The 24,642-nt window shown below is 72.2% G+C and carries 9 protein-coding genes; 4 read left to right on the plus strand and 5 right to left on the minus strand.

Going from position 1 to position 24,642, the window contains the following annotated elements; genetic code table 11:
- The first annotated feature begins 6 nt into the window (after positions 1 to 6).
- The 3 genes from ACFYMM_RS15410 (at position 7) to ACFYMM_RS15420 (ending at position 3,898) form a co-directional block, all read left to right on the plus strand.
- Complete coding sequence (locus tag ACFYMM_RS15410) at positions 7 to 780, plus strand: TioE family transcriptional regulator (protein ID WP_388386422.1); 774 nt, start codon at positions 7 to 9, stop codon at positions 778 to 780.
- Between the two features lie 83 nt (positions 781 to 863).
- Positions 864 to 2,048, plus strand: coding sequence for an erythromycin esterase family protein (locus ACFYMM_RS15415; RefSeq protein WP_388386424.1), 1,185 nt, complete (start codon positions 864 to 866; stop codon positions 2,046 to 2,048).
- Positions 2,049 to 2,137: 89 nt separating this feature from the next.
- Positions 2,138 to 3,898: a non-ribosomal peptide synthetase gene (locus ACFYMM_RS15420; RefSeq protein WP_388386426.1), complete on the plus strand. Its 1,761-nt coding sequence runs from the start codon at positions 2,138 to 2,140 to the stop codon at positions 3,896 to 3,898.
- A gap of 6 nt (positions 3,899 to 3,904) precedes the next feature.
- Here ACFYMM_RS15420 and ACFYMM_RS15425 read toward each other — a convergent pair whose 3' ends face one another.
- Positions 3,905 to 5,092 (minus strand): cytochrome P450, encoded by a 1,188-nt coding sequence (locus ACFYMM_RS15425; protein WP_388386428.1) that lies wholly within the window; start codon positions 5,090 to 5,092, stop codon positions 3,905 to 3,907.
- Between the two features lie 187 nt (positions 5,093 to 5,279).
- Between ACFYMM_RS15425 and ACFYMM_RS15430 the strand changes: the two genes are divergently transcribed.
- Positions 5,280 to 5,975, plus strand: a complete 696-nt coding sequence (locus ACFYMM_RS15430) for a tryptophan 2,3-dioxygenase family protein (protein WP_388386430.1) — start codon at positions 5,280 to 5,282, stop codon at positions 5,973 to 5,975.
- A 301-nt stretch (positions 5,976 to 6,276) separates the two neighbouring features.
- Here the strand turns inward: ACFYMM_RS15430 and ACFYMM_RS15435 are convergent, their stop codons facing one another.
- From ACFYMM_RS15435 to ACFYMM_RS15450, 4 genes are all read right to left on the minus strand, one after another.
- A complete protein-coding gene (locus tag ACFYMM_RS15435) occupies positions 6,277 to 6,780 on the minus strand; it encodes a winged helix-turn-helix domain-containing protein (RefSeq protein ID WP_388386432.1) in 504 nt (167 codons plus the stop codon).
- A gap of 190 nt (positions 6,781 to 6,970) precedes the next feature.
- Positions 6,971 to 7,183, minus strand: a complete 213-nt coding sequence (locus ACFYMM_RS15440; RefSeq protein ID WP_388386435.1) for an MbtH family protein — start codon at positions 7,181 to 7,183, stop codon at positions 6,971 to 6,973.
- Positions 7,184 to 7,229: 46 nt separating this feature from the next.
- Positions 7,230 to 16,634 carry an amino acid adenylation domain-containing protein gene (locus ACFYMM_RS15445; protein ID WP_388386437.1) on the minus strand — a complete coding sequence of 3,135 codons (9,405 nt, stop codon included), beginning with the start codon at positions 16,632 to 16,634 and terminating at the stop codon, positions 7,230 to 7,232.
- Between the two features lie 8 nt (positions 16,635 to 16,642).
- Positions 16,643 to 24,439 (minus strand): amino acid adenylation domain-containing protein, encoded by a 7,797-nt coding sequence (locus ACFYMM_RS15450; protein WP_388386439.1) that lies wholly within the window; start codon positions 24,437 to 24,439, stop codon positions 16,643 to 16,645.
- Positions 24,440 to 24,642 lie beyond the last annotated feature (203 nt).

Raw genomic sequence — 24,642 nt, forward strand, 5'->3', positions numbered from 1 at the left:
CAAACCGTGAAGCACCTGCGTCCGTTCGACCTGGCCCGTGAGCACGGCATTTCCACCCAGGCGGTCCGCAACTACGAGCGGGACGGGTTCATCCCACCCGCCCGGCGCACCCCGTCCGGCTACCGCACCTACACCGAGACGCACGCGGCGGCCCTGCGCGCCTATCTGGCGCTCGTCCAGGCGTACGGGTACGCCACGGGCGGAGAGATCATGCGGTCGCTCAACACCGGCGACCTCGACGCCGCGCTGACGGCCGTCGACCGCGGCCACGCCCAACTGCTGCGCGACCGGAGCACGCTGGACGCGGTGGGACGGGCGGTGGCGCACCTCACCTCCGCCCCCGGCCCCGCCGAGCACAGGTCCGCCGGCAGCGAGCCGCTCAGCATCGGCGAACTCGCGCGCCGTCTGGGGGTGACCGCGGCGACCCTGCGGAACTGGGAAGCGGTGGGCATCCTCACCCCGGCGCGCGAGCTGGTCACCGGCCACCGCTCGTTCGGCGCCACGGACGTACGCGACGCCGAGCTGACCCATCTCCTGCGGCGCGGGGGCTACCCGCTGGAGCACATCCGCACGGTGGTCCGGCAGATCCGCACGGCCGGCGGCACCGAGGCGCTGTCCGCCGCCCTCGACGACTGGCGGCGGCGGCTCACAGCCCGCGGCGTGTCCATGCTCGGCGCGGCGGCCCAGCTCGGCGGGTACGTGGCCCATCTGGGCGTCCCAGCCGGACCGCCGGCCACCACGGAACCGGCTCCCGCGCCGGGGTCCCCGCCGACGGTTTGAGACCTCGCGGCCGGCGGGGCTTCTGCCGCACCGGCGGCATCGCGTAAGCCTCAACGGGTCTTTCAATGATTCGATTGACAGACATGAGCAAGGACTTTCACAACCTTCCCGTGGCCTCGTGCGCTGTGCTGGCGCTCGGCGAACCCACCCACCGGGAGCCCGCCTTCGGGTGGGTGCGCAACGAGCTGTTCGCCCGGCTGGCCGGCCTCGGCTTCCGCTCGATCGCCCTGGAGACCGACCGCGTGGCCGCGCTGCGCGTCGACGACTTCGTCAAGGGCGGCGACGGGGATCTCGACGAGGTGGCGCTGGAGGGCTTCTCCCACGACTTCGGGAACCTGGAGACCAACCGGTGCCTCGTCGCCTGGATGCGCGACCACAACGCGACCCGGCCGCCGGAGGAGCGGCTGAGCTTTCACGGCTTCGACGTCCCTACGGAGACGACCAGTGCCCCCAGCCCGCGGCGCTGTCTCGAATTCGCCCGGGACTATCTGCGGCTCGACCTCGACCTCGCCGGGCTGCTGGGCGCGGACGAGCAGTGGAGCCGTACGGAGGCGGTGATGGACCCGGCCATGTCGGTCGGCGCCACGCCCGAGGCCGAGCGGCTGCGGTCCCTCGCCGACGACATGCTCACCCTGCTCCACTCCAACGCCGCCGAACGGATCGCGCAGACCTCGCGCGCGGAGTGGCTCCGGGCCCGGGCACACCTCACCGCCGGCCTCGGTCTGCTGCGCTACCACCGGCAGGCTGCCCAGCGCCTGGAGAACAACGACCGGCTGTCCCGGCTGTTCGCCACCCGGGACGCGCTCATGGCACAGAACCTCCTCGACATCCGCAGCATCGAGGGCCGCCGGGGCGCGACGCTGGTCTTCGCCCACAACGTGCACCTCCAGCGGACCCCGAGCACCTGGAGCCTGGGAGACCTGTCCGTCAACTGGCCGGGGGCCGGAACCGTCGTGGCACCGCTGCTGGGCGAGCAGTACGTTTTCGTCGTCGGCAGCCTGGGGCGCAGCGAGGCCGTCGGGCTGGGCGACCCTGAACCGGGCACCTACGAGAGCCGCCTGCAGGACCGCGTCACCGATTGGGCCATGGCCCCCACCGGCAAGGTCGCCGCCGCCCGCACCCGGACGGACACCACCCCGCAGCAGGGCTACTTCCCGCTCGACGGGGCCACGCTGGAGACCGCCGACGCGGTCCTGCACGTCAGCGACGGCGCCGCCGTCAGCCGGGACCTCCTGCGCGTACCCGCCGGTGCCGGGAGCGGGCACTGACAGAGAAGGGAAGGATTCGCCGGGCTCCCCGGTCGCCGGAGATTAGATTCGCCGTCGATCAGGGAGCCCCCCGAAGGAGCTGACCGCGCTTGAACACGGTTCCGGCACTGTTCGAGTCAACCGTCGCCAGACGGGGCGGAGAACCCGCCCTCATCGACGGGGAGAGCACCCTCGCTTACGCGGAGCTGAACACCCGGATCAACCGGCTCGCCCGCAGGCTCATCGCGCACGGTGTCGGTCCCGACTCGCTCGTCGCGGTCGCGATGCCGAAGTCGAGCGAACTGATCGTGGCGATCATGGCGGTGCTCAAGGCCGGCGGCGCCTACCTCCCGCTCGATCCGGGCTATCCGGCGGAACGCCTGCGGTTCATGCTGGCCGACGCGCGGCCGGTGCTGCTGCTGCGGTCCTCCTCGGTGGCGCCCCTCGGCGCGGGTCCGGAGGAACTCGTCCTGGACGAGCCGGCGTTCCGCGCCGCGTGCGCGGCCCTGCCGGGGCACGACGTCGCCCGGCACGAGCGCCGTGCCGTACTGCGCCCCGAGCACCTGATGTACGTCATCTACACCTCGGGGTCGACCGGAACGCCCAAGGGCGTCGCCGTGCCGCACAGCGGTGTGCGCGACATGGCCGCCACCCAGGCGGCCGTCCTGCGGGCGGGCCCGGGCGACCGCGTGCTCCAGTGGGCGTCCATCAGTTTCGACGCGGCCTTCTGGGACGTGTCCCTGGCGCTGCTGTCCGGGGCGGCACTCGTGATGGTGCCCGCCGACGACCTGCTGCCGGGCCATCCGCTGTGGAACACCCTGTTCAAGTACGGCATCACGCACGCGGTACTGCCCCCGGTGGCGCTCAGCGAGACCGACGCCGAGGACATCCTGCTCGGCGGGACCGTCATGTCCACGGGAGACAGCTGTACGCCGACCCTCGTGCGCAAGTGGTCGCGGGCACGGCGGATGTTCAACGGTTACGGCCCGACCGAGGTGACCGTCGGGGCGACGATCGGCGGGCCGGTGCGCGACGCCGGTGACGTCGGGATCGGCATGCCGTGGATCGGCAACGAGGTGCATGTGCTCGACGAGCGCCTGCGCCCGGTGCCGCCCGGCACGGAGGGCGAGCTGTACATCGCGGGCAGCGGACTGGCGCGCGGCTATCTCAACCGGTTCGGGGCGACCGCGGCGAAGTTCGTGGCCGACCCGTTCGGGCCGCCCGGCGGCCGGATGTACCGCACGGGCGACCGGGGCCGCAGGGGGCCGGACGGCGAGCTGTTCTTCGCGGGCCGCGCGGACGGCCAGGTGAAGCTGCGCGGTTTCCGCGTCGAACTCGGTGAGATCGAAACCCGGCTCGCCGCCCATCCGGCGGTGGACGTCGCCGTCGCCGTGGTGCGGGGTGAGCTGGCCGAGGCGCATGTCGTCGGCTACGTCACCACCACGGCGCCGGTCGAGCCGGATGACCTGCGCGCCCATGTCGCCGAGTCGCTGCCCGCGCACATGGTGCCCGCACGGGTCACGGTGCTGGAGCGGTTCCCCACGCTCGCCAACGGCAAGATCGACCGGGGAGCCCTGCCGCAGCCGGACACCGAGGTAGAGGGGTTCCCGGACGGCGGGCGGGCGCCGGACGCCGCCGAGGCGGACGGCTGCGCGGCCGTGGTCTGCGCGATCGTGCGGGACATCCTCGGGGTCCCGGAGGCGAGGCTCTCCGACAACTTCTTCCAGCTCGGCGGGCACTCGGTGCAGGCGACCAGGCTGGCCGCCCGGATCCGGGAGCGGTTCGAGGTCGCGCTGTCGATCCGGACCGTGCTGGAGGCGGCGACGATCGGCGAGCTGGCCGCGGCCGTCGAGAGCCGGCTGTCCGGCTGACGGCCGTCAGCGGAAGGCGACCGGCAGGCTGCCGTAGCCGTTCAGGAAGTTGGAGTAGATCGGTGTGGGCTTGCCGCACACCTCGATCTCGTCGACCGACTCGGTGAGCGCGCTCAGCAGTGCGCGCAGTTCCGTCCGGCCGAGGAACGCGCCGACGCAGAAGTGCGGGCCGTGGCCGAAGGAGAGGTGCTTGTTGGGCGAGCGGGCCGGGTCGAACCGGCGCGGCTGGTCGAACACCTCCTCGTCGTTGTTGGCGGAGGTGTTCCACAGCGTCACGATGTCGCCCGCGCGCACCCGCCGGCCGCCTATCTTCATGTCCCGGGTCGCGGTGCGGGCGAAGTGCATGGCCGGCGTGGCCCAGCGCAGTACTTCCTCGACCGCCGTGTCGATCGCGGCCGACCCTTCGCGTAGCGCCCGCCACTGGGCGGGGTGCTCGGCGAACGTCTTCACCGCGCAGATCGCGGACACGCGGGAGGACTCGTCGCCGCCGAGCACGAGGCTGTAGCAGTTGAGAGCGACCTCCTCCAGCGTCAGCGGGCGGTCTCCCACCTCCGCCGTAGCGATCATGCTGATGACGTCGTCGCCGGGGTCGCCGCGGCGGTGCCGGGCGAGGTCCATGAAGTAACCGATGATCTCGTTCCGGGCCTCCAGGGAGTCCAACCGGTCGGACTCGGCATCGTGCGAGGAGAGGGCAAGCTTGTTCCAGCGCAGCAGCTTCTCGCGGTCCGCCTCCGGGATGGAGAGCAAGTCGCAGATCGTGTTCATCGGAATGTGCTCGGCGACCTCCGCCGCAAAGTCGAACCCGCCCTGCCCGGTTACGGTCTTGATGAGCCGTGACGTCCGTTCCCATATCTTCTGTTCGACCGCGCCGAGGACGCGCGGGGAGAAGGCGCGCAGCATCAGGTTGCGCAGTTCGCGGTGGCGGGGCCGGTCGGTGACCGCGAGCATCTTGCCGCCTGCCGAGTCACCGCCGCTCAGCAGGACGTCCAGCACGGTCCCGCGAGCGGAACTCAGGGAGCGTACGTCGGCGTAGCAGGACAGCACGTCGGCGTGGCGGGCGACGACCCAGAAGCCGGGGTCCCCCTGGTGCCAGTACACGGGCCGGGACTTCCGCACGTCGCGCCAGAACTCGTATGCGTCGTGCCGTACGAAGGCAGTCGCGTCGGTCAGGTCCAGCTCGGTCGGGATGGTCATGCCGGAAGCGTGCCAACGGCGGCGCCGACGCCGGGTATTTCTTGCTCAGGTATTTCTCCTTGAATGAGAGACGAAAGATTGCAGATCAGCTGGTTCGTTTCCGTGTCACGCTCAGGCATATGGGTCGTTGGCCGTGCCGGACTGTCCGGCGCGGCCGGCAGATCACCTTTGACGAGGAGGCGGCGTCTTGAGCAGTCTGACGTATGCGGACTATCTCCGAATGGAGAGTCTGCTTTCGCTCCAGGAGCCGCGGACCCCACACACGGCCGGCCGTGCGGTCGTCCTGGCCGAGCAGTTCTTCATCATCACCCACCAGTCCTGCGAGCTGTGGCTGAAGCAGCTCGGGGCTGATCTGGACGCCGTCGCCGAGGCGCTCCTACCGCCCTGTGACCCGCACGATCTGGAGCTCGCGCTCGAATTCCTGCTGCGGTCCGGCGAGTTGATACGGGTGCTCCAGCAGCAGCTTCTGGTGCTGGAGAAACTGCCGCTGCGTTACTTCGCCGAGTTCCGGTCCTATCTGGACACGGCGAGCGGCGCGCAGTCCGCGCAGTTCCGGCGGCTGACCACGCTCCTGGGCAACAGCCACCACCAGGGCAGTCTCTACGAGGCGTTCGCGGCGGCGGTCGAGTACCACGGGCAGACCGTGGACGACGTCTGCCGACGTGGCGTGGAGTCCGGCGTGCTGCACCGCCTCGCGGAAGCGCTGGTGGACCTGGGGAACGGGTACTGGCACTGGAAAGTGGCACACCTGGCGCTGGTGTCGAAGATGGTCGGGGAGCAGGGCGGAACCGGCGGGTCGAGCGGTGTCGACTTCCTCGCCCGCCGAGTCACCCGGCCCTTCCCCGAACTTCGCCGCCTGCGCGGGAGGGTGCACCACCCGTAGCCTTCGGCCGCGGTCAGCGATGTCCGAACGGGCCGCACCCCCGGTCGGTTCCGCCTCGTCCCGAACCGCCCCCGGCATCGTGCCGGGGGCGGTTCGCGGGCGGGGCATGTCGTCCTGGGCGCCGGAGTGGACGGCGGCCGGCTCCTCGGTGCGGAGTCGGGTGCCGCCCGCGCCGACGGTGATCACATCTCTGCCTTCGCCCACCGCACCGGCTGGGGTGACACGATGCGGAACGGGCTGCGATCACCCCGCGTCATGAGTGTGATCGTTGTGGGCTCAAGACCCGCTTTCGCCGCACCGCCTAGCCGGCCTCGGTCTCCAGGGCATAGCCGCGCCCCCAGGCCGTGCGGATGACGAGGTCGGTCGGTAGGAGACGGCGGCGGAGCCGCATGATGTGAAGGTCGAGCGAATTCCGCGTCGGCCTCTGTACGCGTTCCGCCAGCCGTTGAGTGAGTTCATGCCGGTACACCACCTCCCCGAAGTGCTCGATGAGCAGTTCCATCAATTCGGTCTGGACATTCGAGATGGTGATCGAGTGCGGTCCGTAGCTGAGCGTTCCGGCGGAGTCGAGGGTTGGTATCTGCCGGTCGTCGAGCCGGTTCTGGAGAGCTTTGACCCGGGCGTCGAGGTCCTCCCGGGAGATGGGCGCTCGGACCCAGTCTTCGAAGGGATCGTTGCAGACTGGCGGACGGGCACCCGCCTCCACGACGAGGAGACGGGGTACGCCGTCCCTCTTACATCGGTTCCGAAGGTCGATTTGTGCCGGCCATCGGACGAACATGACATCGCTGGTTGTGCACCCCACAGCACGCGCCTCCCCGTCGACGCAAAGAGATGGTCACTGTCATCGCCGGCCGACGGCGTTCTGCTGTCGGCCGGCCACGCGTAAGGGGCCGGAGGCCGTGGTGGTCTGGTTCGGTCTCCACGGCCTCGACCCGCAGAGGCGCCGCGTTTACTCAGGTCTGCATTCGTCGCCGGCGCCTCACCGCACGGCCTCAGCCGTTCATCGCCTCCCGGAGACTGCGCGGCCGCATGTCGGTCCAGTGCTCCTCCACGTAGGCGACGCTCTCCGCTCGTGGGGCGGGGCCGGAGACGCTGCGCCATCCGGCTGGCACCTCGGCGAATGCCGGCCAGAGGGAGTGCTGGTCCTCGTCGTTGACCAGCACGTGGAACTGGCCGTTCTCGTCGTCGAACGGATTGGTGCTCACCTGTGTCCTCCAGAACTCGTTCCACCAGTTGGGGCTTCGAACAGGGTCACTGCGCTGCCCGCAGATACCGGTTGATCGCGCGGCTGATCTCAGCCGCGTTCCGCGGCCAGTACATCTCGTTGTGAGCGCAGGCGATGTCGATGCGCTGCACACGACCGTCGACGTGCTCCTGCCAGAGCACGTCCAGTTCCTCGTCCAGTTCCCGCTTGTCGTGGGTCTCCGGGTCGAGAAGTGCGTTGAAGAAGACGACGTCACCGCGGTACCGCGGTGAGGTGAACCGTCGCATCTGCTCCATCTGTCCGATGAAGATCGAGGAGGCGGTGGTGACCAGCGACGGGTACTCCTCCATCCCCGCCAGGTGTCCCATGTAGTTGGCGAGGTAGCGGCGGACCATGGCCTCGTCCAGCGCTTCCAGGTCGGCGAAGTGGCTGGAGGGCGCGGCGTCCAGCAGCGCCAGGAGTGCCACCTCGTGTCCGCGGCGCTGGAGTTCGGCCGCCATGGCGTGCGCGAGGGTGCCGCCGAAGGACCAGCCCAACAGGTGGTAGGGGCCGCTCGGCTGGACCTGGAGCACCTGCCCGAGATAGTCCTCGACCATCTCCTCGATGGAGCCGGCCGGCGGGGTGGTGCCGTCGAAGCCGCGTGCCTGGATGCCGTACAGCGGCCAGGACGGTTCGACGTGGCGGGCGAATCCCAGGTAGGGCCAGCTCAGCCCGCCACCCGGGTGCAGCCACCACAGCGGGGGCCGGTGCCCCTCGGTGCGGATCGGCAGCAGGACGGCGAACGGGTCCTCGAAGTCGGCCTCGGTGTCGGCCGACAGCTGTGCCGCCAGTGCGGCTACGGTCGGGTACTGGAAGACCGTGCGGATCGGGACGTCCACGCCCAGCTTCTCGTGGATCCGCCAGACGAGGCGCGTCAGCCGCAGGGAGTGGCCGCCGCAGGCGAAGAAGTCGTCGTCGATGCCGATCCGGTCCATGCCCAGCACCTCGGCGAAGAGCGCGGCGAGTTCCTCCTCGCGCGGGGTGCGCGGGGCCCGGTGTTCGCCGCCGACCGGGTCCGGCTCGGGGAGCGCGGCACGGTCCACCTTGCCGTTCTCGGTGAGCGGCAGCCGGTCGAGGACGACGATGTCGGCGGGCATCATGAACTCCGGGAGCCGGCCTGCGAGCCGCTCGCGCAGCAGGGAGGGCAGCCGGGAGACGCGGCGGGAGACCGCGGGCACGTTTGCCAGCCGGGCCGAGCTGACGCCGGCGGGCCGGTAGACGCCGTCGCAGCAGACGGCGTCGACGTCGGGCATGACGATCGCTTCGAAGCAGTCACCCGCCTGTGCCGACCAGGTGCAGTACACCGCGAGCCCGCGCCGGGCGCCCCATGCCTCCAGGTCGGCGGGGTCGAGGGTGCCGCCCACTTCTGCGGGGGCGCCCCACTCTGCGGCCTCGCCGGCCAGGCGGGTGTTGGGGATACGGGTCAGGCGCAGCCGGCCGCCCTGCCGGGCCAGCGCGTTCTCCAGGTCGGCCAGTTCGCGGACCTCCGCTCCCCAGACCTCCTCAGGCAGGTCGCCGAGGTGCAGTGGCCTCGCGGGCGCCTTGTGCAGTACGACCTCGTAGCGGTGGCGGGTCAGCTCGTTGTGGTGGGTGCCCTGCTTGAGGCGGATGTCGGCGGCGACGGCGTCCGGCCGGGTCTCGGCCCAGCGGCTGAAGAAGCCCGGGTCGACGACGAGTTCCTTCTCGCCGAGCACCGCGCGCTCGACGGCGGCCTGTACGGCGGCCGGGCCGTCGTCGGGTTGACGGCAGCGGTGGACGGCGGCGGCGAACGTGCGCAGGGTGCGGTAATTGCGGACGTCACCGATCACGACACGTCCGCCGGGTGCGAGCCGGTCCATCGCGAGGTCGAGCACCCGGGTGAGGTAGTCGGCGTCCGGAAAGTACTGCACGACCGAGTTGAGGATCACCGTGTCGAAGTACCCGGTGGGCAGCCCCTCGGCGTCGTCGGCGGGCTGGCAGCGCAGGGTCACCTTGTCCGACAGCACCGGGTCGGCGCCGGTCCGGGCGCGCAGCCGTTCGACGACGGGCGCCGAGAAGTCGGTGCCCCAGTACTCCTCGGCCTCCGGTGCGAGCGGGCCGAGCAGCAGGCCGGAGCCCACACCGATCTCCAGCACCCGGCGCGGGTGCAGGGACCGTACCCGTCGCAGCACGGCCTCCCGCCAGGCCCGCATCTCCGGGAGCGGGATGGGGCGGCTCGTGTAGGAGCTGTTCCAGCCGGTGAAGTCCTCGGACTCGTCGGTGTCGACCTCCGTCCCGCCGTACATGGTGTCGTAGATCTCGCGCCACTCGCCGACCTGTTCGGCGGCGTCGCGGCCCGTGGACACGGAACCGTCGGGCACCACGTAGGCGACCATGCGGCGTTCACCGAGCCGGTCCTGGCGCACGGTGACCACCGCGTTCGCCACGCCGTCCTCTTCGCGCAGGACCGTTTCCAGCTCGCCCGGCTCGACGCGGAAGCCGCGCAGCTTGATCTGCTCGTCGCTGCGGCTGATGTACTGAAGGCAGCCGGCGGTGTTCCAGCGCACCAGGTCGCCGGTGCGGTACATCCGCGCCCCGGGCTGTCCGGACGGGTCGGGCACGAACCGGGTGGCGGTCAGGCCCGGCCGGCCCGCGTATCCGCGCGCCACGCCGTCGCCGCCGATGTACAGCTCGCCCACCACGCCGGGCGGCACCGGCAGCAGCCGGTCGTCCAGGACGAGGAGCCTGCTGCCGTCCATCGGGCTGCCGATGGGCAGCGGGTCGGTGCACTGGGCCGCGGAGGCCACCCGGTGCCGGGAGGCGAACGTGGTGGTCTCGGTCGGGCCGTAGCCGTTGACCACGGTGACGCCGGGACAGGCGTCGAGCACCGCGCGGACGGCGGTCGGCGAGAGGACGTCGCCGCCCGCCCACACCTCCTGGACGGCGCCGAAGCACTCGGCGTGCTGTTCGGCCATCACGGCGAACAGTCCGGCGGTCAGCCACAGCCCCGTCACCTCCCGCTCGGTGATCACCCGGGCGAGTTCCGCGGTGTCCGGTCGGCCGGCGCGAGCCACCACGGCCGTGCCGCCGCCGAGCAGCGGCACCCACATCTCGTACGTCGACGCGTCGAAGGTGTGCGGCGAGTGGAGGAGGACGCGGTGGTGGGCGCCGGTGCCGAAGCAGCCGTCGAGCGCGAGGTCGACGACGTTACGGTGGGTCACCTCCACGCCCTTGGGGCGGCCGGTGGAACCCGAGGTGTACATCACGTAGGCGACAGCGTGCTCGCCGACGCCCTCCGTCCCGGGCGGCGAGTCGGGCAGCCCGTCGAGATCCTCCTCGGCGAGGTCCTCGTACACGGTGACGGCCGGGGCGAGATCCGCGAGCAGGAAGTCGATGCGCTCGGGCGGGTAGGTGGGGTCGACCGGCACGTAGGCGGCGCCGGTCTTGAGGACGCCGAGGACGGCGGCGACCAGCAGCGGCGAGCGTTCCAGCACGAGCGCGACGCGGCTGTCCGGGCGGGCGCCGCGGGCCCGGAAGTGGTGGGCGATGCGGTTGGCCCAGCGGTCCAGTTCGGCGTAGGTCCAGGCGTGCGTGCCGTCCGCGGAGACCAGCGCGGTCGCGTCCGGGGTCGCCGCGGCCGTGGCGGCGAACCGCTCGGAAAGGGTGCCGGCCTCGAACCGGGCGTCCCGGCCTCCGCCGCCCCAGCCGCCGATCGCCGCGCGCTCGTGCTCGGCCAGGACGCCGACGGATCCGATGGGCGTCTGCGGCGCGGCGATCACCTGGCGCAGGAAGTGCAGCCAGCGGTCGAGCAGCGTGCTGACCGTCCCGGCGTCGAACAGCTCGGTGGCGTACTCCGCGAAGCCCTCGATGCGGGCCGGCGCGCCGTCCTCGTCCTGTTCGGTGACGCTGATGAACAGGTCGAAGCGGGAGGTGCCCGGGGAGAACGGCTCCTCGGTCACGGTCAGGCCCGCCAGGTGGAACTCCGGCCGCGCGTTGTTCTGGAGCGCCAGGCACACCTGGAACAGCGGGTGGTGGGCGGGCGAGCGGACCGGGTTGAGCTTCTCGACCAGGTGCTCGAAGGGGATGTCCTGGTGGTCGTAGGCGGCGAGGCTGCTCTCGCGGACGCGGCCGACGAGCTCGGTGAAGGAGGGGTCGCCCGAGGTGTCAGCGCGCAGCACCCATGTGTTGACGAAGAAGCCGACCAACCGGTTGAGCGCCTCGTCGGTGCGTCCGGCGATGGGCGAGCCGATCGACACGTCCGTGCCCGCGCCGAGCCTGGTGAGCAGCGCGGCAAGGGCGGCCTGGAGCACCATCGACACCGTGGCACCGGTCTCCCGGGCCAGCCTGCGCACGCCGTCGGTGAGCTGCGGGTCGAGTGCGAGCGGCACCAGGTCGCCGGCGTACGACGCGGCGGCGGGCCGGGGCCGGTCGGCGGGCGGCGAGACGGTCTCGGGCAGGCCGGCCAGCTGGGTGGTCCAGTAGTCCAGCTGCCGCCGGTAGAGGCTGCCCGGGGTGTCGGTGTCGCCCAGCAGTTCCCGCTGCCAGAGGGTGTAGTCGGCGTACTGCACGGGAAGCGGCTCCCACTCGGGCGCCCGGCCCGCGCGGCGGGCCTCGTACGCGGTGGTGAGGTCCTGGGCCAGCGGGACGGCGGACCAGCCGTCGGCGGCGATGTGGTGTGCGCCGATCAGGAACACCGCCTCGCGCTCGCCGGTCCGCAGCAGCCAGGAGCGGATGGGGATCTCGGCCGCCAGGTCGAACGGGCGGCGCGCCGCCTCCCGCAGGGCGCCGGGCAGCTCGGCCTCGGTGATCTCGCGCTCCTCCCACGGGACCTCGGCCACGGCCGGCTCCAGGATGCGCTGGTACGGCTGTCCGTCCGCCTCGCCGAAGACGGTGCGCAGCGATTCGTGCCGCACGACGACGTCGTGCACGGCGCGGCGCAGGGCCGCCGCGTCGAGTTCACCGCGCATGCGCAGAGCCAGCGTGACGTTGTAGGTCGCCGAGGGTCCCTCGAAGCGGTGGATGAACCACAGCCGCTGCTGGGCGTAAGACAGCGGCAGCCGTTCGGGCCGGACCTGGGGACGGAGCGGCGGGCGGACGTTGCTCAGGGTGTTCAGGTGGGCCGCCAGTTCGGCGACGGTGGGCGACTGGAAGACGACCCGGATGGGGATCTCCACACCGTGCTCGGCACGGATACGGCTGACCAGCCGGGTGGCCAGGAGCGAGTGGCCGCCGACGGTGAAGAAGTTGTCGTCCACGCCGACCTTGTCGAGTCCGAGTACCGCTGCGAACAGCGCGCACAGCGACTCCTCCTCCGGGGTGGAGGGGGCCCGGCCGCCGCCGGCCGCGTAGTCGGGCACGGGCAGGGCGCGCCGGTCGGGCTTGCCGTTGTCGGTCAGCGGCACGGCGGCGATGGGCACGATGACGGCCGGGACCATGTACTCGGGCAGGGTCTCCCGCAGATGGCCGCGCAGGGCCGGCAGCAGCGCCGTGACGGCGGCGGCGGCCGCGGGGTCGTTCGCCGGGGTGCGTCCGTCGGTGGCCGGCAGGTACGTGCCGGTGAGGGTGGTGCCGGCGGCCGGGCCGTCGCGCAGCACGATCACGTCGAGCAGGTCGACGGCGTCGGCCGACCAGGTCGGCACCGCGTCCCAGCCGTGCCGGGCGGCCCAGGCGCGGATCTCGGGGGGGTCGAGCGGGGGCAGTCCGGGCGCCGCGGAGTCGTCGAGGCCGAGGGCCCGGGCCGCCGCGGCCTCCTCGGTGAGGCGGGCGTTCGGGATTCCGGTGATCCGCACCGCCGGCTCGGACCGGCCACGTAACCGGTCGGCGAGTTGGCCGAGGTCGCCCTCCCAGGCCAGGGTGGGGGCGGCGTCGAGCCGTCGCGGGGCGTCCGCCGGTGCCGTGCCAGGCTTGTGCAGCACGACCTCGTAGCGGTGCCGGGTCAGCTCGTTGTGGTGGATGCCGTTCTTGGCGCGGATGTCGGCACCTGTCGCCCCTGCCCGGTCTGCCCAGCGCAGGAACCACTCGGGGTCGACCACCAGTTCCTTCTCCAGCAGGACGGCCTGGTCGACCGTGGTGCGCAGTACGTCCGGCGCCGCATCGGGGTGCTTCGTCCGCTGGACGCCCGTCTGGAGCGTGCGCAGGGAGGACGCCCGCCGGATGTCGCCGAGGACGATCCGGCCGCCCGGCGCGAGCAGCTCCCAGGCGCCGTCCAGGACCCGGGCGAGGTACCGCTCGTCGGGGAAGTACTGCACGACCGAGTTGAGCACCACGGTGTCGAACGTGCCCCGGGGCAGTCCGGTGAGGTCGTCGGCGGCCTGGCGGCCCAGCCGGACCCGGTCGGCCAGGCCGGCCCGGGTCACCTGGTCGCCGAGCCGGTCGATCACGGCCTGGGAGAAGTCGGTGGCCCAGTACTCCTCCACCCGGCCGGCGATGTGCGCGAGCAGGAGTCCGGTGCCGACGCCGATTTCGAGGACGCGCTCGGGCGACCAGCGCAGGACGCGTTCCACGGCGGCGTCGCGCCAGTCCCGCATCTCGTCGAGCGGGATCGGCTCGCCGGTGAAGGAGCTGTTCCAGCCGGTGAAGTCCTCACCGAATCCGTGTCCGTTGTCGTGGGAATAAGCCTGGTCGTAGACCTCCTGCCACTCCCCCACCTGTTCGACGGCGTCGCCGTCGGGCCGCAGGGCGCCGGTGTCCGGGACGACGTAGGCGACCAGCCGCAGGTCGCCGGGCCGGTCCTCGCGGGCGGTGACGATGGCCTGGCGGACGGCCGGGTGCCGGACCAGGGTGTGTTCGATCTCGCCGGGCTCGACGCGGAATCCGCGCAGCTTGACCTGGTTGTCGGCGCGGCCGAGGAAGCAGATGTTGCCGTCCGGGAAGAAGCTGGCGCGGTCGCCGGTGCGGTACAGCCGGTCGCCCTCACGCGCGCTGAACGGGTCGCGGACGAATCGTTCCGCGGTCAGCTCGGGCCGGTTGACGTAGCCGACGCAGAGGCAGTCCCCGCCGATGTACAGGTCGCCCTCGACGCCGACGGGGCACGGCTCCATGTTCTCGTCGAGCACGTAGTAGCGGGCGTTGTCGATGGGACGGCCGTACGGGATGCTGCGCCAGGCCGGGTCGATCTCCCGGACCCGGAAGTAGTTGGACCACACCGTCGCCTCGGTGGCACCGCCGAGGCTGACGATCTCCGCGCCGGTGAACACCCGGCGAACCTCGTCGGGCAGCGACAGCGGAGTGTAGTCGCCGGAGAGGAACACCAGGCGCAGGTCGTCGGTGCCCTCGTACCCGCCGTCCTCCGTGAGCAGGGAGGCGACCTGGTTGAGGGTGGTGGGCACCGAGTCCCAGAAGGTGATCGGTTCCGTGAGCAGGACGTCCAGGAGCAGCTGGGGGTCGCGCTGCTGGACGGCGTCCGCGATGTAGACGCCGCCGCCGCAGCCGAGCAGGCCGAAGACGTCGAAGACGGAGAGGTCGAAGCCGAGCGAGGTGACGCACAGGGCGACGTCGTCGGGGCCGAACGCGAAAGTGCGGTAGCACCAGTCGAGCAGGTTGTGGACCGGGCGGTGGGTGACCGCGACGCCCTTCGGCTTCCCGGTGCTGCCGGAGGTGAAGATGATGTACGCCGTGTTGTCCGGGCCCGCGGCCGGTTCCGGATCGTGGTCGGGGCCGGGCGACCGGGCGTCGGTGAGCTCGACGAGGCCGACGCCGTCCGGCAGGGCCCAGCGTTCGGTCTCCGGCGTGGACAGCACGAGGGAGCACCCGGCGTCGGCGAGCATGCCGGCCACGCGGTCGGCGGGCAGCGCCGGTTCGAGCGGCAGGTAGGCGCCGCCGGCCTTGAGCACGCCCAGGACGGCGGCGATCATGACCGGGCCGCGGGGGACGCCGACGCCGACGACGGTCTCCGGGCCGACGCCGCGTTCCTTGAGGTCCCAGGCGACGCGGTTCGCCCACCGGTTCAGCTCGCCGTAGGTCATGGTGCCGCCGGCCCAGCGCAGGGCGGTGGCGTCCGGGCGGCGTGCGGCCTGCTCCTCGAAGAGCAGGTGGACAGGTCCAGGGCAATAGAACGGGCGGGCGGTGTCGTTCCACTCGACGAGGATCTTCTGGCGTTCGGCGGCGTCGAGAGTGCCGCCGGACCGGCCGGGCCCGGCCTCGGCTGCTGCGCCGACGGGGGTCCTCGGGTCGGCCGCGACCTCCTCGACGACGGCCACGAACCGTGCCGCGATCTCCTCCACCGTGGAGCGGTCGAAGAGGTCGGTGGCGTACTCGATCTCACCGACGACGGAGCCGGTGGACTCGTCCGGCGCCAGGTTGAAGAACAGGTCGAACTTTGCGCTGCCGGTGGGCAGCGGTTCCATCGTCACGGTGAGACCCGGCAGGTCCAGGTGCGGCGGGGTGTTGTTCTGCCACGCCAGCACGACCTGGAACAGGGGGTGGTGCGCGGTCGACCGTTCCGGCCGCAACAGCTCTACGAGCCGCTCGAACGGCACGTCCTGATGGTCATAGGCGGCAAGCGCCTTCTTCCGTACCTGTTCCAGCACCCACTCGAAAGGCTGGTCCGCGGTCACCTGCACGCGCAGCGTCCAGGTATTGACGAAGAACCCCACGAGTTCATTCAGTGCCTCCTCCGTACGGCCCGCGATCGGCGAGCCGACGGTCACATCCTTGCCTCCTCCCAGCCGATGCAGCAACGTCACCAAGGCGGCCTGAAGCACGATCGACGTCGTGACGCCATGGGTTTGAGCCAACCTTTCGACCCCGGCGCGCAGTTCGGCGGGCAACCCCACCGGAACCGATCCGCCCCGGAAACTCGCCACCTCGGGACGGGGCCGGTCCAGGGGCAGAGGAAGAGGCTTGGACACACCAGCCAGTTCCTCGCGCCAATAGGCGCTCTGCACCGCGACAACGCTGTCCGGATCCTTTTCGTCACCCAGCATTTCGTGCTGCCACAGCGCGTAGTCCGAGTACTGCACGGGCAGTTCGGACCAGTCCGGTGCCGTGCCGGTCACCCGGGCCCGGTAGGCCGTCGACACGTCACGTGCCAGCGGAGCCAGCGAGCCGCCGTCGCCGGCGATGTGGTGGATCACCAGGACGACCAGGAATTCCTCGTCGCCGCTCTGGAGGACGCAGCCGCGCAGCGGCACGTCCGTCGACAGGTCGATCCAGCTGCCGCTCACCGACGCCACCACGCCGGGTATCCGCTCGGGGGCCACCCGGCCCCAGTCCTGCCAGGGCAGTTCGATCTCGTCAGGGTCGAGGACGCGCTGGTACGGCTGGCCGTCGGTCTCCGCGAAGACGGTACGCAGGACCTCGTGGCGGATCATCACGTCACGGAACGCCGCCCGCAGCGCGACCGTGTCGAGCGGGCCGTGGCAACGCAGAAGCAGCGGGATGTTATAGGTGGAGGAAGGGCCTTCGAAGCGGTTGATGAACCACATTCGCCGCTGCGCGTACGATAGGGGGGTCATGGTGTTTCCTACCTTTCGGTCATTCTCCGCAGCGGCATTCGGGTGGAGGCCGACATCTCGTTCCAGCGGTCGGTGAGTTCGGCGACGGTCGGGGCAGTGAACAGGACGCGCATCGGGATTTCCACGCCCATTTCGGCGCGTACCCGGGCCACGAGTCGGGTGGCCATCAGTGAATGGCCGCCCAGGACGAAGAAGTCGTCGTCGAGACCGATCCGCTCGGCGCCCAGGACCTCGGCGAACAGCGCGCACAGCGTCTGTTCCCGGGGCGAGCGCGGAGCTCGGTACTCGTCCCCGCCGAACTCCGGGCGGGGCAGGGCGGAACGGTCGAGTTTGCCGTTGGGCGTCAGCGGCAGTTCCGTGAGCGCCACGAACGCGGCCGGGATCATGTAGGCCGGCAGCCGCTCTCCGGCCGCCTCCCGCAGGAGTTCCGTGGTGGGCGGCTCGGTGCCGGTCTCCGGGACCACGTACGCCACCAGCCGGCGGTCGCCCGGCCGGTCCTCACGGGCGATGACGACAGCCCGGCGGACCGCGGGGTGGCGGGCCAGGGTGTGCTCGATCTCGGCGGGCTCGATCCGGAAGCCGCGCAGTTTGATCTGGTGGTCGGAGCGGCCGAGGTACTCCACCTCACCCGTGACCGTCCAGCGGGCGAGGTCTCCGCTGCGGTACATCCGCGTGCCCGGTGGCCCGAACGGGCAGGCCACGAACCGCTCCGCGGTCATGCCCGGCCGGTCGTGGTAGCCGCGGGCCAGGCCCTCGCCGGCGATCCAGAGGTCACCGGCAGCGCCGGGCGGCACCGGGCGCAGTGTCCGGTCCAGTACGAGGATCCGGGTGCCGGCGACCGGGCCGCCGACCGAGGGAGGCATGCCGCGGTGGCCGGGGAGCAGACGGGCGGCGGTGGCGTAGACGGTGGTCTCGGTCGGGCCGTAGAGGTTGGTGACCTCGGCGGCGTGCCGGCACAGGGTTTCGGCGAGCGCCAGGGGCAGGGCCTCGCCGGTGGAGATCACCCGCAGCCCGGTCAGACAGTCCGGCGCGTGGGTGACCAGGCTCTGCCAGAGCGCGGGGGTGGCCTGCATGACGGTGACGCCGGACCGTTCGACGAGGTCGAGCAGTGCCGTCGGCTGGGTGATGTCGTCCTTGCCGGCCAGTACCACCCGGCCGCCGGCGAGCAGGGGCAGGAAGAGTTCCAGCGCGGCGATGTCGAACGCGACGGTGGCGCAGGCCAGCAGCCGGTCGTCCGGCGTGAAGGAGAATCGATCCTGCATACCGGTCAACAGGATCGCCAGCGCACCGTGCCGGACCACCACGCCCTTGGGCGTGCCAGTGGAGCCGGAGGTGTAGATGACGTAGGCGGCGTGGTCGGCGCCGACCGGAACGCGCGGGCCGTGGACAGGGTGTGGGGACCGGTCGGACAGGTCCACCCCGGCCAGCCGTTCCTCGTCGAGGACCAGCACCGGTGCGCTGTCCTCGACCACTGCCCGCACCCGGGCGGCGGGATACTCCGGGTCCACCGGCACATACGTGCCGCCGGTCTTCAACACGGCCAGCAGGGCCACCACCAGGTCGGCCGAGCGGGGCAGCAGCACCACGACCCGGGACTCCGGGCCCACGCCCTGCCCGGTCAGCCAGTGCGCCAGCCGGCCGGCCCGTTCGTCCAGCTCCCGGTAGGTCAGCCGGTGCCCGCGGAACTCGACGCAGACCGTGTCCGGCGTCGCCGCCGCCCGCGCCGCGATCAGCTCGGGGACGGTCCGCTCGGGGGGCGGGACCGTGGTGTCGTTCCAGCCGTGCAGCACCTGGTCACGTTCGGCGTCGGACAGCACGTCGAGCGCGCCGACGGTGGTCCGCGGACCGGCGGCGATCTGCCGCAGCACCCGCACCAGCCGGTCGGCGAGCGCCTCCACTGCGGTCCGCTCGAACGCGTTGCGCCGGTACTGGAAGGAGATCCGCAACAGCGGGTCGGCCGCCGCGATCACGGTGAGCGGGTAGTGCGGCGGGGCGTACGGGCGGATACCGGTCACCACCGGTCGCGCCGACGCGCCCGCCGCCGAGCGGCCGGACCGGTCGACGGGGAACGACTCGAACACCACCAGCGTGTCGAACAGCGCGTTCAGCCCGGTCGCCCGCTGGATGTCGGCGAGCCCCAGATGGTGATGGTCCAACAGCCTCGCCTGGGCGTCCTGGAGCCGGCCGAGTACCTCCTGGACCGGGTCGGCCGGCGTGCAGCGCACCCGCACGGGAACCGTGTTGATGAACAGGCCGATCATGGTGTCCGCGCCGGGCAGCCCGGAGGGCCGGCCCGCGACCGTGGCGCCGAACAGCACGTCCTCGCGGCCGGTGAGCTGCGCGAGCACCATGGCCCACGCGCCCTGCACCAGGGTGTTGGGGGTGACGCCCCACTCCGCGGCTCGGCGCGCCAGCATGGTGGTGTCCTCGCCGGTGAGCGGCACGTCGATCTGCCCGCTGCCGCTGCCGGCCGGCCGGGCCCCGGGCGTCGTGGGCGCCAGCAGGGTCGGCTCGGCCACACCGGCGAGTTCCTCGGCCCACGCGCGGGCGGAGCTTGCCGTGTCCTGCCGTGACAGCCAGCTCAGGAAGTCCCGGTAGCCGTGCGGGCGCGCAGGCGCGGTGTCGACTGCGTCGGCCCCGTACAGCTGCATCAGCTCACGCTCGACGAGCGGCACCGACCAGCCGTCGAGCAGCACGTGGTGGGCGGTGAGGGCCAGTTCGGCGTGTCGGGGGCCGAGCGTGACGAGGGTCAGGCGCAGCAGCGGCGGGCTCTCGGGGCGGAAGCGGGTGTCCCGCTCCTCGGCGAGGATCTCCTCCAGCCGGGTGGCAGCGTCGGCCTCGCCGGTGAGGTCGAGGTGCCGCCAGGGCAGCGGGACGTCGTCCACGACGACCTGCACGGGCTCACCGGTGGCGCTCGGCCGGAACGCGACCCGCAGGTTCGGGTGCCGGTCGAGCAGGGCCTGGCCCGCGGCCCGCAGGCGCGCCGGGTCCACCGCGCCTTCCAGCCGGAACACGAACTGCGTCTGGTACGCCTCGGACGCGCTCTGCGCGAGCATCGTGTGATACAGCAGCCCGTCCTGCAACGGCGTGAGCGGCCATACGTCGCTGACGCGCCCGAAGTGCTGTTGCCAGTCGTCCAGTTCCTCCTGGCCGACGGTGGCCATGGGGACGTCGGACGGGGTCAGTCCCCGCCCGCCGGACGCGACCAGGCTCCGCAGGCCGCGCAGTGCGGCGCACCAGGTGCCGGCCAGGGCGCGGACCTCGTCGGCGGTCAGCACTCCGGTGGCGAAGGTGAACAGAGCGGTGAGGCGAGCGTCGTCGCCGGTGCCGGTCACCAGGGCGTTCAGTTCGAGCGCGCTGGGCGCCGGCATGTCCGCGGCGGGTGCGGCGACCAACTCGGCGCATTCGGGCGCCGGGGTCCATCCGGAGCCGCGAGTGGGGTCCTCGCCGGGCGCCGGCTCCGGGCGTTCGAAGGAGAAACGGCCCAGGAAGTTGAATCCGATGTCGTCCGCCGGATACGGGCTCAGCAGCGCCGCCGTGTCGTCGTTGAGGTAGCGCAGCAGGGTGTAGCCGATGCCCTGGTCGGGCAGGGCCCGCCGCTGCTCCTTCACCCGCTTCAGGGCGTCACCGGCGGCGGCTCCTCCGGTGATCGCGGCGTCGACGTCGATCCCCGAGACGTCGATGCGTACGGGGGTGACCGTGGTGAACCAGCCTGCCGTGCGGGACAGGTCCGCGCCCGGCACCAGCTCCTCCTGCCGGCCGTGCCCTTCCAGCCGTACAACCGTCGTGCCGTCGGTGAGGCCCCGCCGTTCCCGGGCCAGCGCGAGGACGAGGGCGGTGAGCAGGACGTCGTCCGCGCCGCTGCGGTAGGCCGCGGGGACGGAGGTCAGTACCGCGTCCGTGAGGTCGGCCGGGAGCTCCACCCGGACGGTGTCCGTGGTGGAGGTGAGGTCTCGCCCGGGGTCGAGCGGCCGGGAGCCCACGGGTGCGACGGGTGCCGCGAGCAGGTCGCGCCACAACGACGCCTCCGCCACCCGTCCGGGGCGGGCCGCCTCGTCGGCCAGGGCGTGCAGCCATCGGCGCAGGGAGGTGCCCACTCGCGGCAGCGCGGGGGGCCGGCCTTCCTGGACCTGGCGCCAGGCCGCGGCCAGGTCGGGCAGCAGCACCCGCCAGGACACGCCGTCGACGACCAGGTGGTGGGCCACGACCAGCAGCCGTCCGGGCTCGCCCGCGGCCCCCGGGAACCAGACCAGCCGGAGCATCCGCCCGGCCCGGGCGTCGATGTGCCGTACGGCCTCGGCGGCCTGTGCTCGCAGCAGGGTCTGCCACGCCTCGCCGTCCCAGTCCCCCGGGCAGTCGAACCGGTCGACGAGTCTGGCGACGTCCGGAGTGCCGGGTGGCCGCACCAGCAGGCCGTCGTCCGTCAGCCGTGAGCGCAGGACGTCGTGCCGGTCGAGGACGGCGCGCACGGCCGCGGTGAGGCCGGGGAGGTCGACGGCTGCGGGCAGTTCCAATACCAGCCACTGGGCGAGGCGGTCCAGGCAGGGGCCTCGCTCGGCGTACAGCCGGGCCATGGGGGGCAGCGGCAGCAGGCCGACGCCCCCGCCCTCGAGTTCGGCGAGGGCCACCGGTGCGGTGTCGCGGGTCGCGGCCTGCGCGAGCGCGGCGACGGTGCGGCACTCGAACACGGTGCGCGGGGTGAGCGCGAGTCCGCCGGCGCGGGCGCGGCCCACCACCTGGATGGCCCGGATGCTGTCGCCGCCCAGAGTGAAGAAGTCGTCATCGATCCCGATGTGGCTCAGGCCGAGCACCTCGGCGAACGCGGCGGCCAGGAGGCTCTCGTCACCGGTCCGGGGCGGCCGGTGGGCACGGCCGGTGACCTCCGGCTCGGGCAGCCCGGCCCGGTCCAGCTTGCCGTTCGCGGTCAACGGCATCCGGTCCAGCGCGACGAAGGCGGCGGGCACCAGGTGGGCGGGCAGCCGGGCCGCGACGAAGCCCCGCAGTTCGGCGAGGTCCAGACCGGCGTGCAGGTCCCATTCGGTGCCGGTCCCGCCGTTGCCGCCGGAGGTGGCCGGGACGACGTAGGCGACGAGCTGCGCGGCTCCGTCCGCGGCTCGGCCGGGCCGGGCGACGACGGCCGCCCTGTGCACTCCCGGGTGGTCGGTCAGCGTGTCCTCTATCTCCTGCGGCTCGACCCGGAAGCCGCGGATCTTCACCTGGTGGTCGGCGCGGCCGGCGAACTCCAGTTCGCCGTCGGTGTTCCAGCGCGCCAGGTCGCCGGTCCGGTACATGCGCTGCCCGGGTTCTCCGAACGGGCAGGCCACGAAGCGCTCGGCGGTCAGGGCCCGACGGTCGTGGTAGCCCCGGGCGAGTCCGGCGCCCGCGATGTAGAGGTCGCCGAAGACGCCGGGCGGCAGCGGTCGCAGCCGGCTGTCGAGGACGTAGAGCGCGGTGTTCCAGATCGGGGTGCCGATCGGTATCGTCCGAGCCCCGGGCCGGTACTGCCACGCCGTGACGTCCACGGCTGCCTCGGTCGGGCCGTACAGGTTGTGCAGCGGCACGCCGAAGGTCCGGTGGAACCGCGCGGCCAGCTCGGGCGGCAGCGCCTCTCCGCTGCACACGACGCGGCGCAGACCGGTGCACGCGGCAGCCGTCTCCTCGGTGACGAACTCGGCCAGCATCGACGGGACGAAGTGCGCCGTCGTGACGCCGGCCCGCTGGATCACCTCGGCGAGGTAGTCCGGGTCGCGGTGCCCGCCCGGACGGGCGACCACCAGGGTGGCGCCGGTGATCAACGGCCAGAAGAACTCCCAGACGGACACGTCGAACGAGGCGGACGTCTTCTGCAGGACCCGGTCGGAACCGCCGAGCCGGAAGCGGTCCTGCATCCAGAGCAGCCGGTTGACGATCGCCGCGTGCGTGACGACGGCGCCCTTGGGCCGTCCGGTCGATCCCGACGTGTAGATCATGTACGCGGGGTGGTCGACCCGGTGCGGGGCGGACCTGACGGGCTCTTCGGTGAGGGGGGCGTCGTCGACCATGACCACGGGGACGTTCGTCCTGGGCAGCCGGTCCGCGGTGTCCTTGACCGTCAGCAGCAGCGCGGGCCCGGCGTCGGCGAGCATGAACTCGACCCGCGCGGCCGGGTAGTCAGGGTCGACGGGGACGTAGGCGGCGCCCGCCCTGAGCACCGCGACCAGGGCGACGACCAGTTCCAGGGAGCGGGGCACGGCGACCGCGACGAACCGCTCGGGCCCGGCGCCGCGCTCGGTCAGCAGGCGGGCCAGCCGGCCGGAGCGCTCGGCCAGTTCCCGGTAGGTCAGCCGGGTGTGCTCGAAGGTCACCGCGACGGCGTCCGGGGTGGCGCGGGCCTGTCGGTCCAGCAGTTCGGTCAGGGTCGCCGGCGGTGGGGTCACCGTGGGTCCGGCGTACTCGGTGAGCAGCGCGCGGCGTTCGGCGGGGTGCAGCGCGGAGACGGTCCCGACGGGGGCGTGCGGGTCGGCGAGGGCCCGGCGCAGGAACGTCACGAACCGCTCGGCGAGCCCGGCGATGTCCTGGGCGTCGTACTCCGCGCGTGGCGCGTCGAAGCGGACGTACAAGTCGCTGTCGGCCCTTCCGTCGGTGTAGACGCAGACCATCACCTCGTCGATCACGCCGAAGGTGCCACCGGTGAAGTGGGCTGTGGCGCCCGCCAGGTCGAGTGCTTCGACGGAGGGGAGCACGTTGACGACGGCGCCGAACGGGCTGCGCACGTCGCCGGCGTGGCCGGTGGCCCGTTTGATCAGGGATATGTCGTGCCGGGCGTAGCGAAGGACACGGCGCCGCTCCCGGCCGAGCGCCTCGGCCAGTTCCACGAAGTCGGCCGCGGGGTCCACCCGCGAGCGCAGCGGCACCCGGTTGGAGAGCAGGCCGAGGGAGCGGCGCAGTGCGCCGACGCGGTGATTGACGGTGATGGTCAGCAGCGGCTCGGACAGACCGCACATGTGCCCCAGGAACGCGGTGGCGGCCGAGGCGATCAGGTCGGGCACCGAGGTGCTCGCCGCGGCGGAGGCGTGTTCCCAGGCGGCGAGTTCGACGGCCGGGACCGTCGCGGTGCGGGTGGCCATCCCCTGCGGTGCGGTGAGGCCGTCCCAGTAGCCGGGACCGCCGGCGGGGGCGTCGGTGCCCGGACGGACACCGGCGGGCAGACGGGCGGCGGGCAGGTCTTCGGCGAGGTAGTCGCGCCAGAACCGCTCGGCGTCGGCGAACCGCTGCGACTCCCGGTACGCGGCGTCCTTCGTCGCGGCGTCCCCCGGCGGGTTCGGGGCGCCCTCCGGCAACGCGGAGCCGGCGCGCAGCGCGCGGTAGATCTCGGCGATCCGCCGGGACAACAGGGTGAGAACGCCGAACGCGTCGGTGAGGATGTGGTGGAAGACGAGCACGAGCAGGTGGCGGCCGGGGCCCAGCCGGATCGAGCCGATCCGCAGCAGCGCGTCCTCGGTCAGGTCGAAGGGCCGGCGGACGAGATCGGCGACGACGGCGCGGGCCGCGTCGGCGGGGTCGGCGGCGTCGCCGACATCGAGGCGGAACGGCTCCCACGCCCCGAGGTCCCGGGCGACCGGCCGCAGCCCGTGGTCGTCGCGGCGGAAGTTCACTTTCAGCGCGTCGGCTTCCGCCACCGCCGCCCGCAGGGCCGCGGCGAGCAGGGCGGTGTCCAGGTCACCGTCGATGTCCCAGAGAGTCGCCACGTTGTTCGGTACGTCCGGAGTGAATTCCTGCGCAAGCCACATGGCTTCCTGCGCGGATGTGACGCCGGTACAACCCATCCAGATGCCCCCAGCAAAAAAGTGGTTTCCCGGTCAACGGCCTCGCCGTGCCGATACTTGTCGCGGCCCATGCGCTCGAACAACTGGCATGAAAGATGTTCGCCAGAGATCGAAAAGGAACAGGCCAACACCCGAAAACAACTCCGCCAAACCGCCCCGGCCAACGTCCGTCCGGCCCGCTTCAAACCGCCCTCGGACATCTT

Source organism: Streptomyces sp. NPDC006739, from assembly GCF_042869815.1.
Lineage (GTDB): Bacteria > Actinomycetota > Actinomycetes > Streptomycetales > Streptomycetaceae > Streptomyces.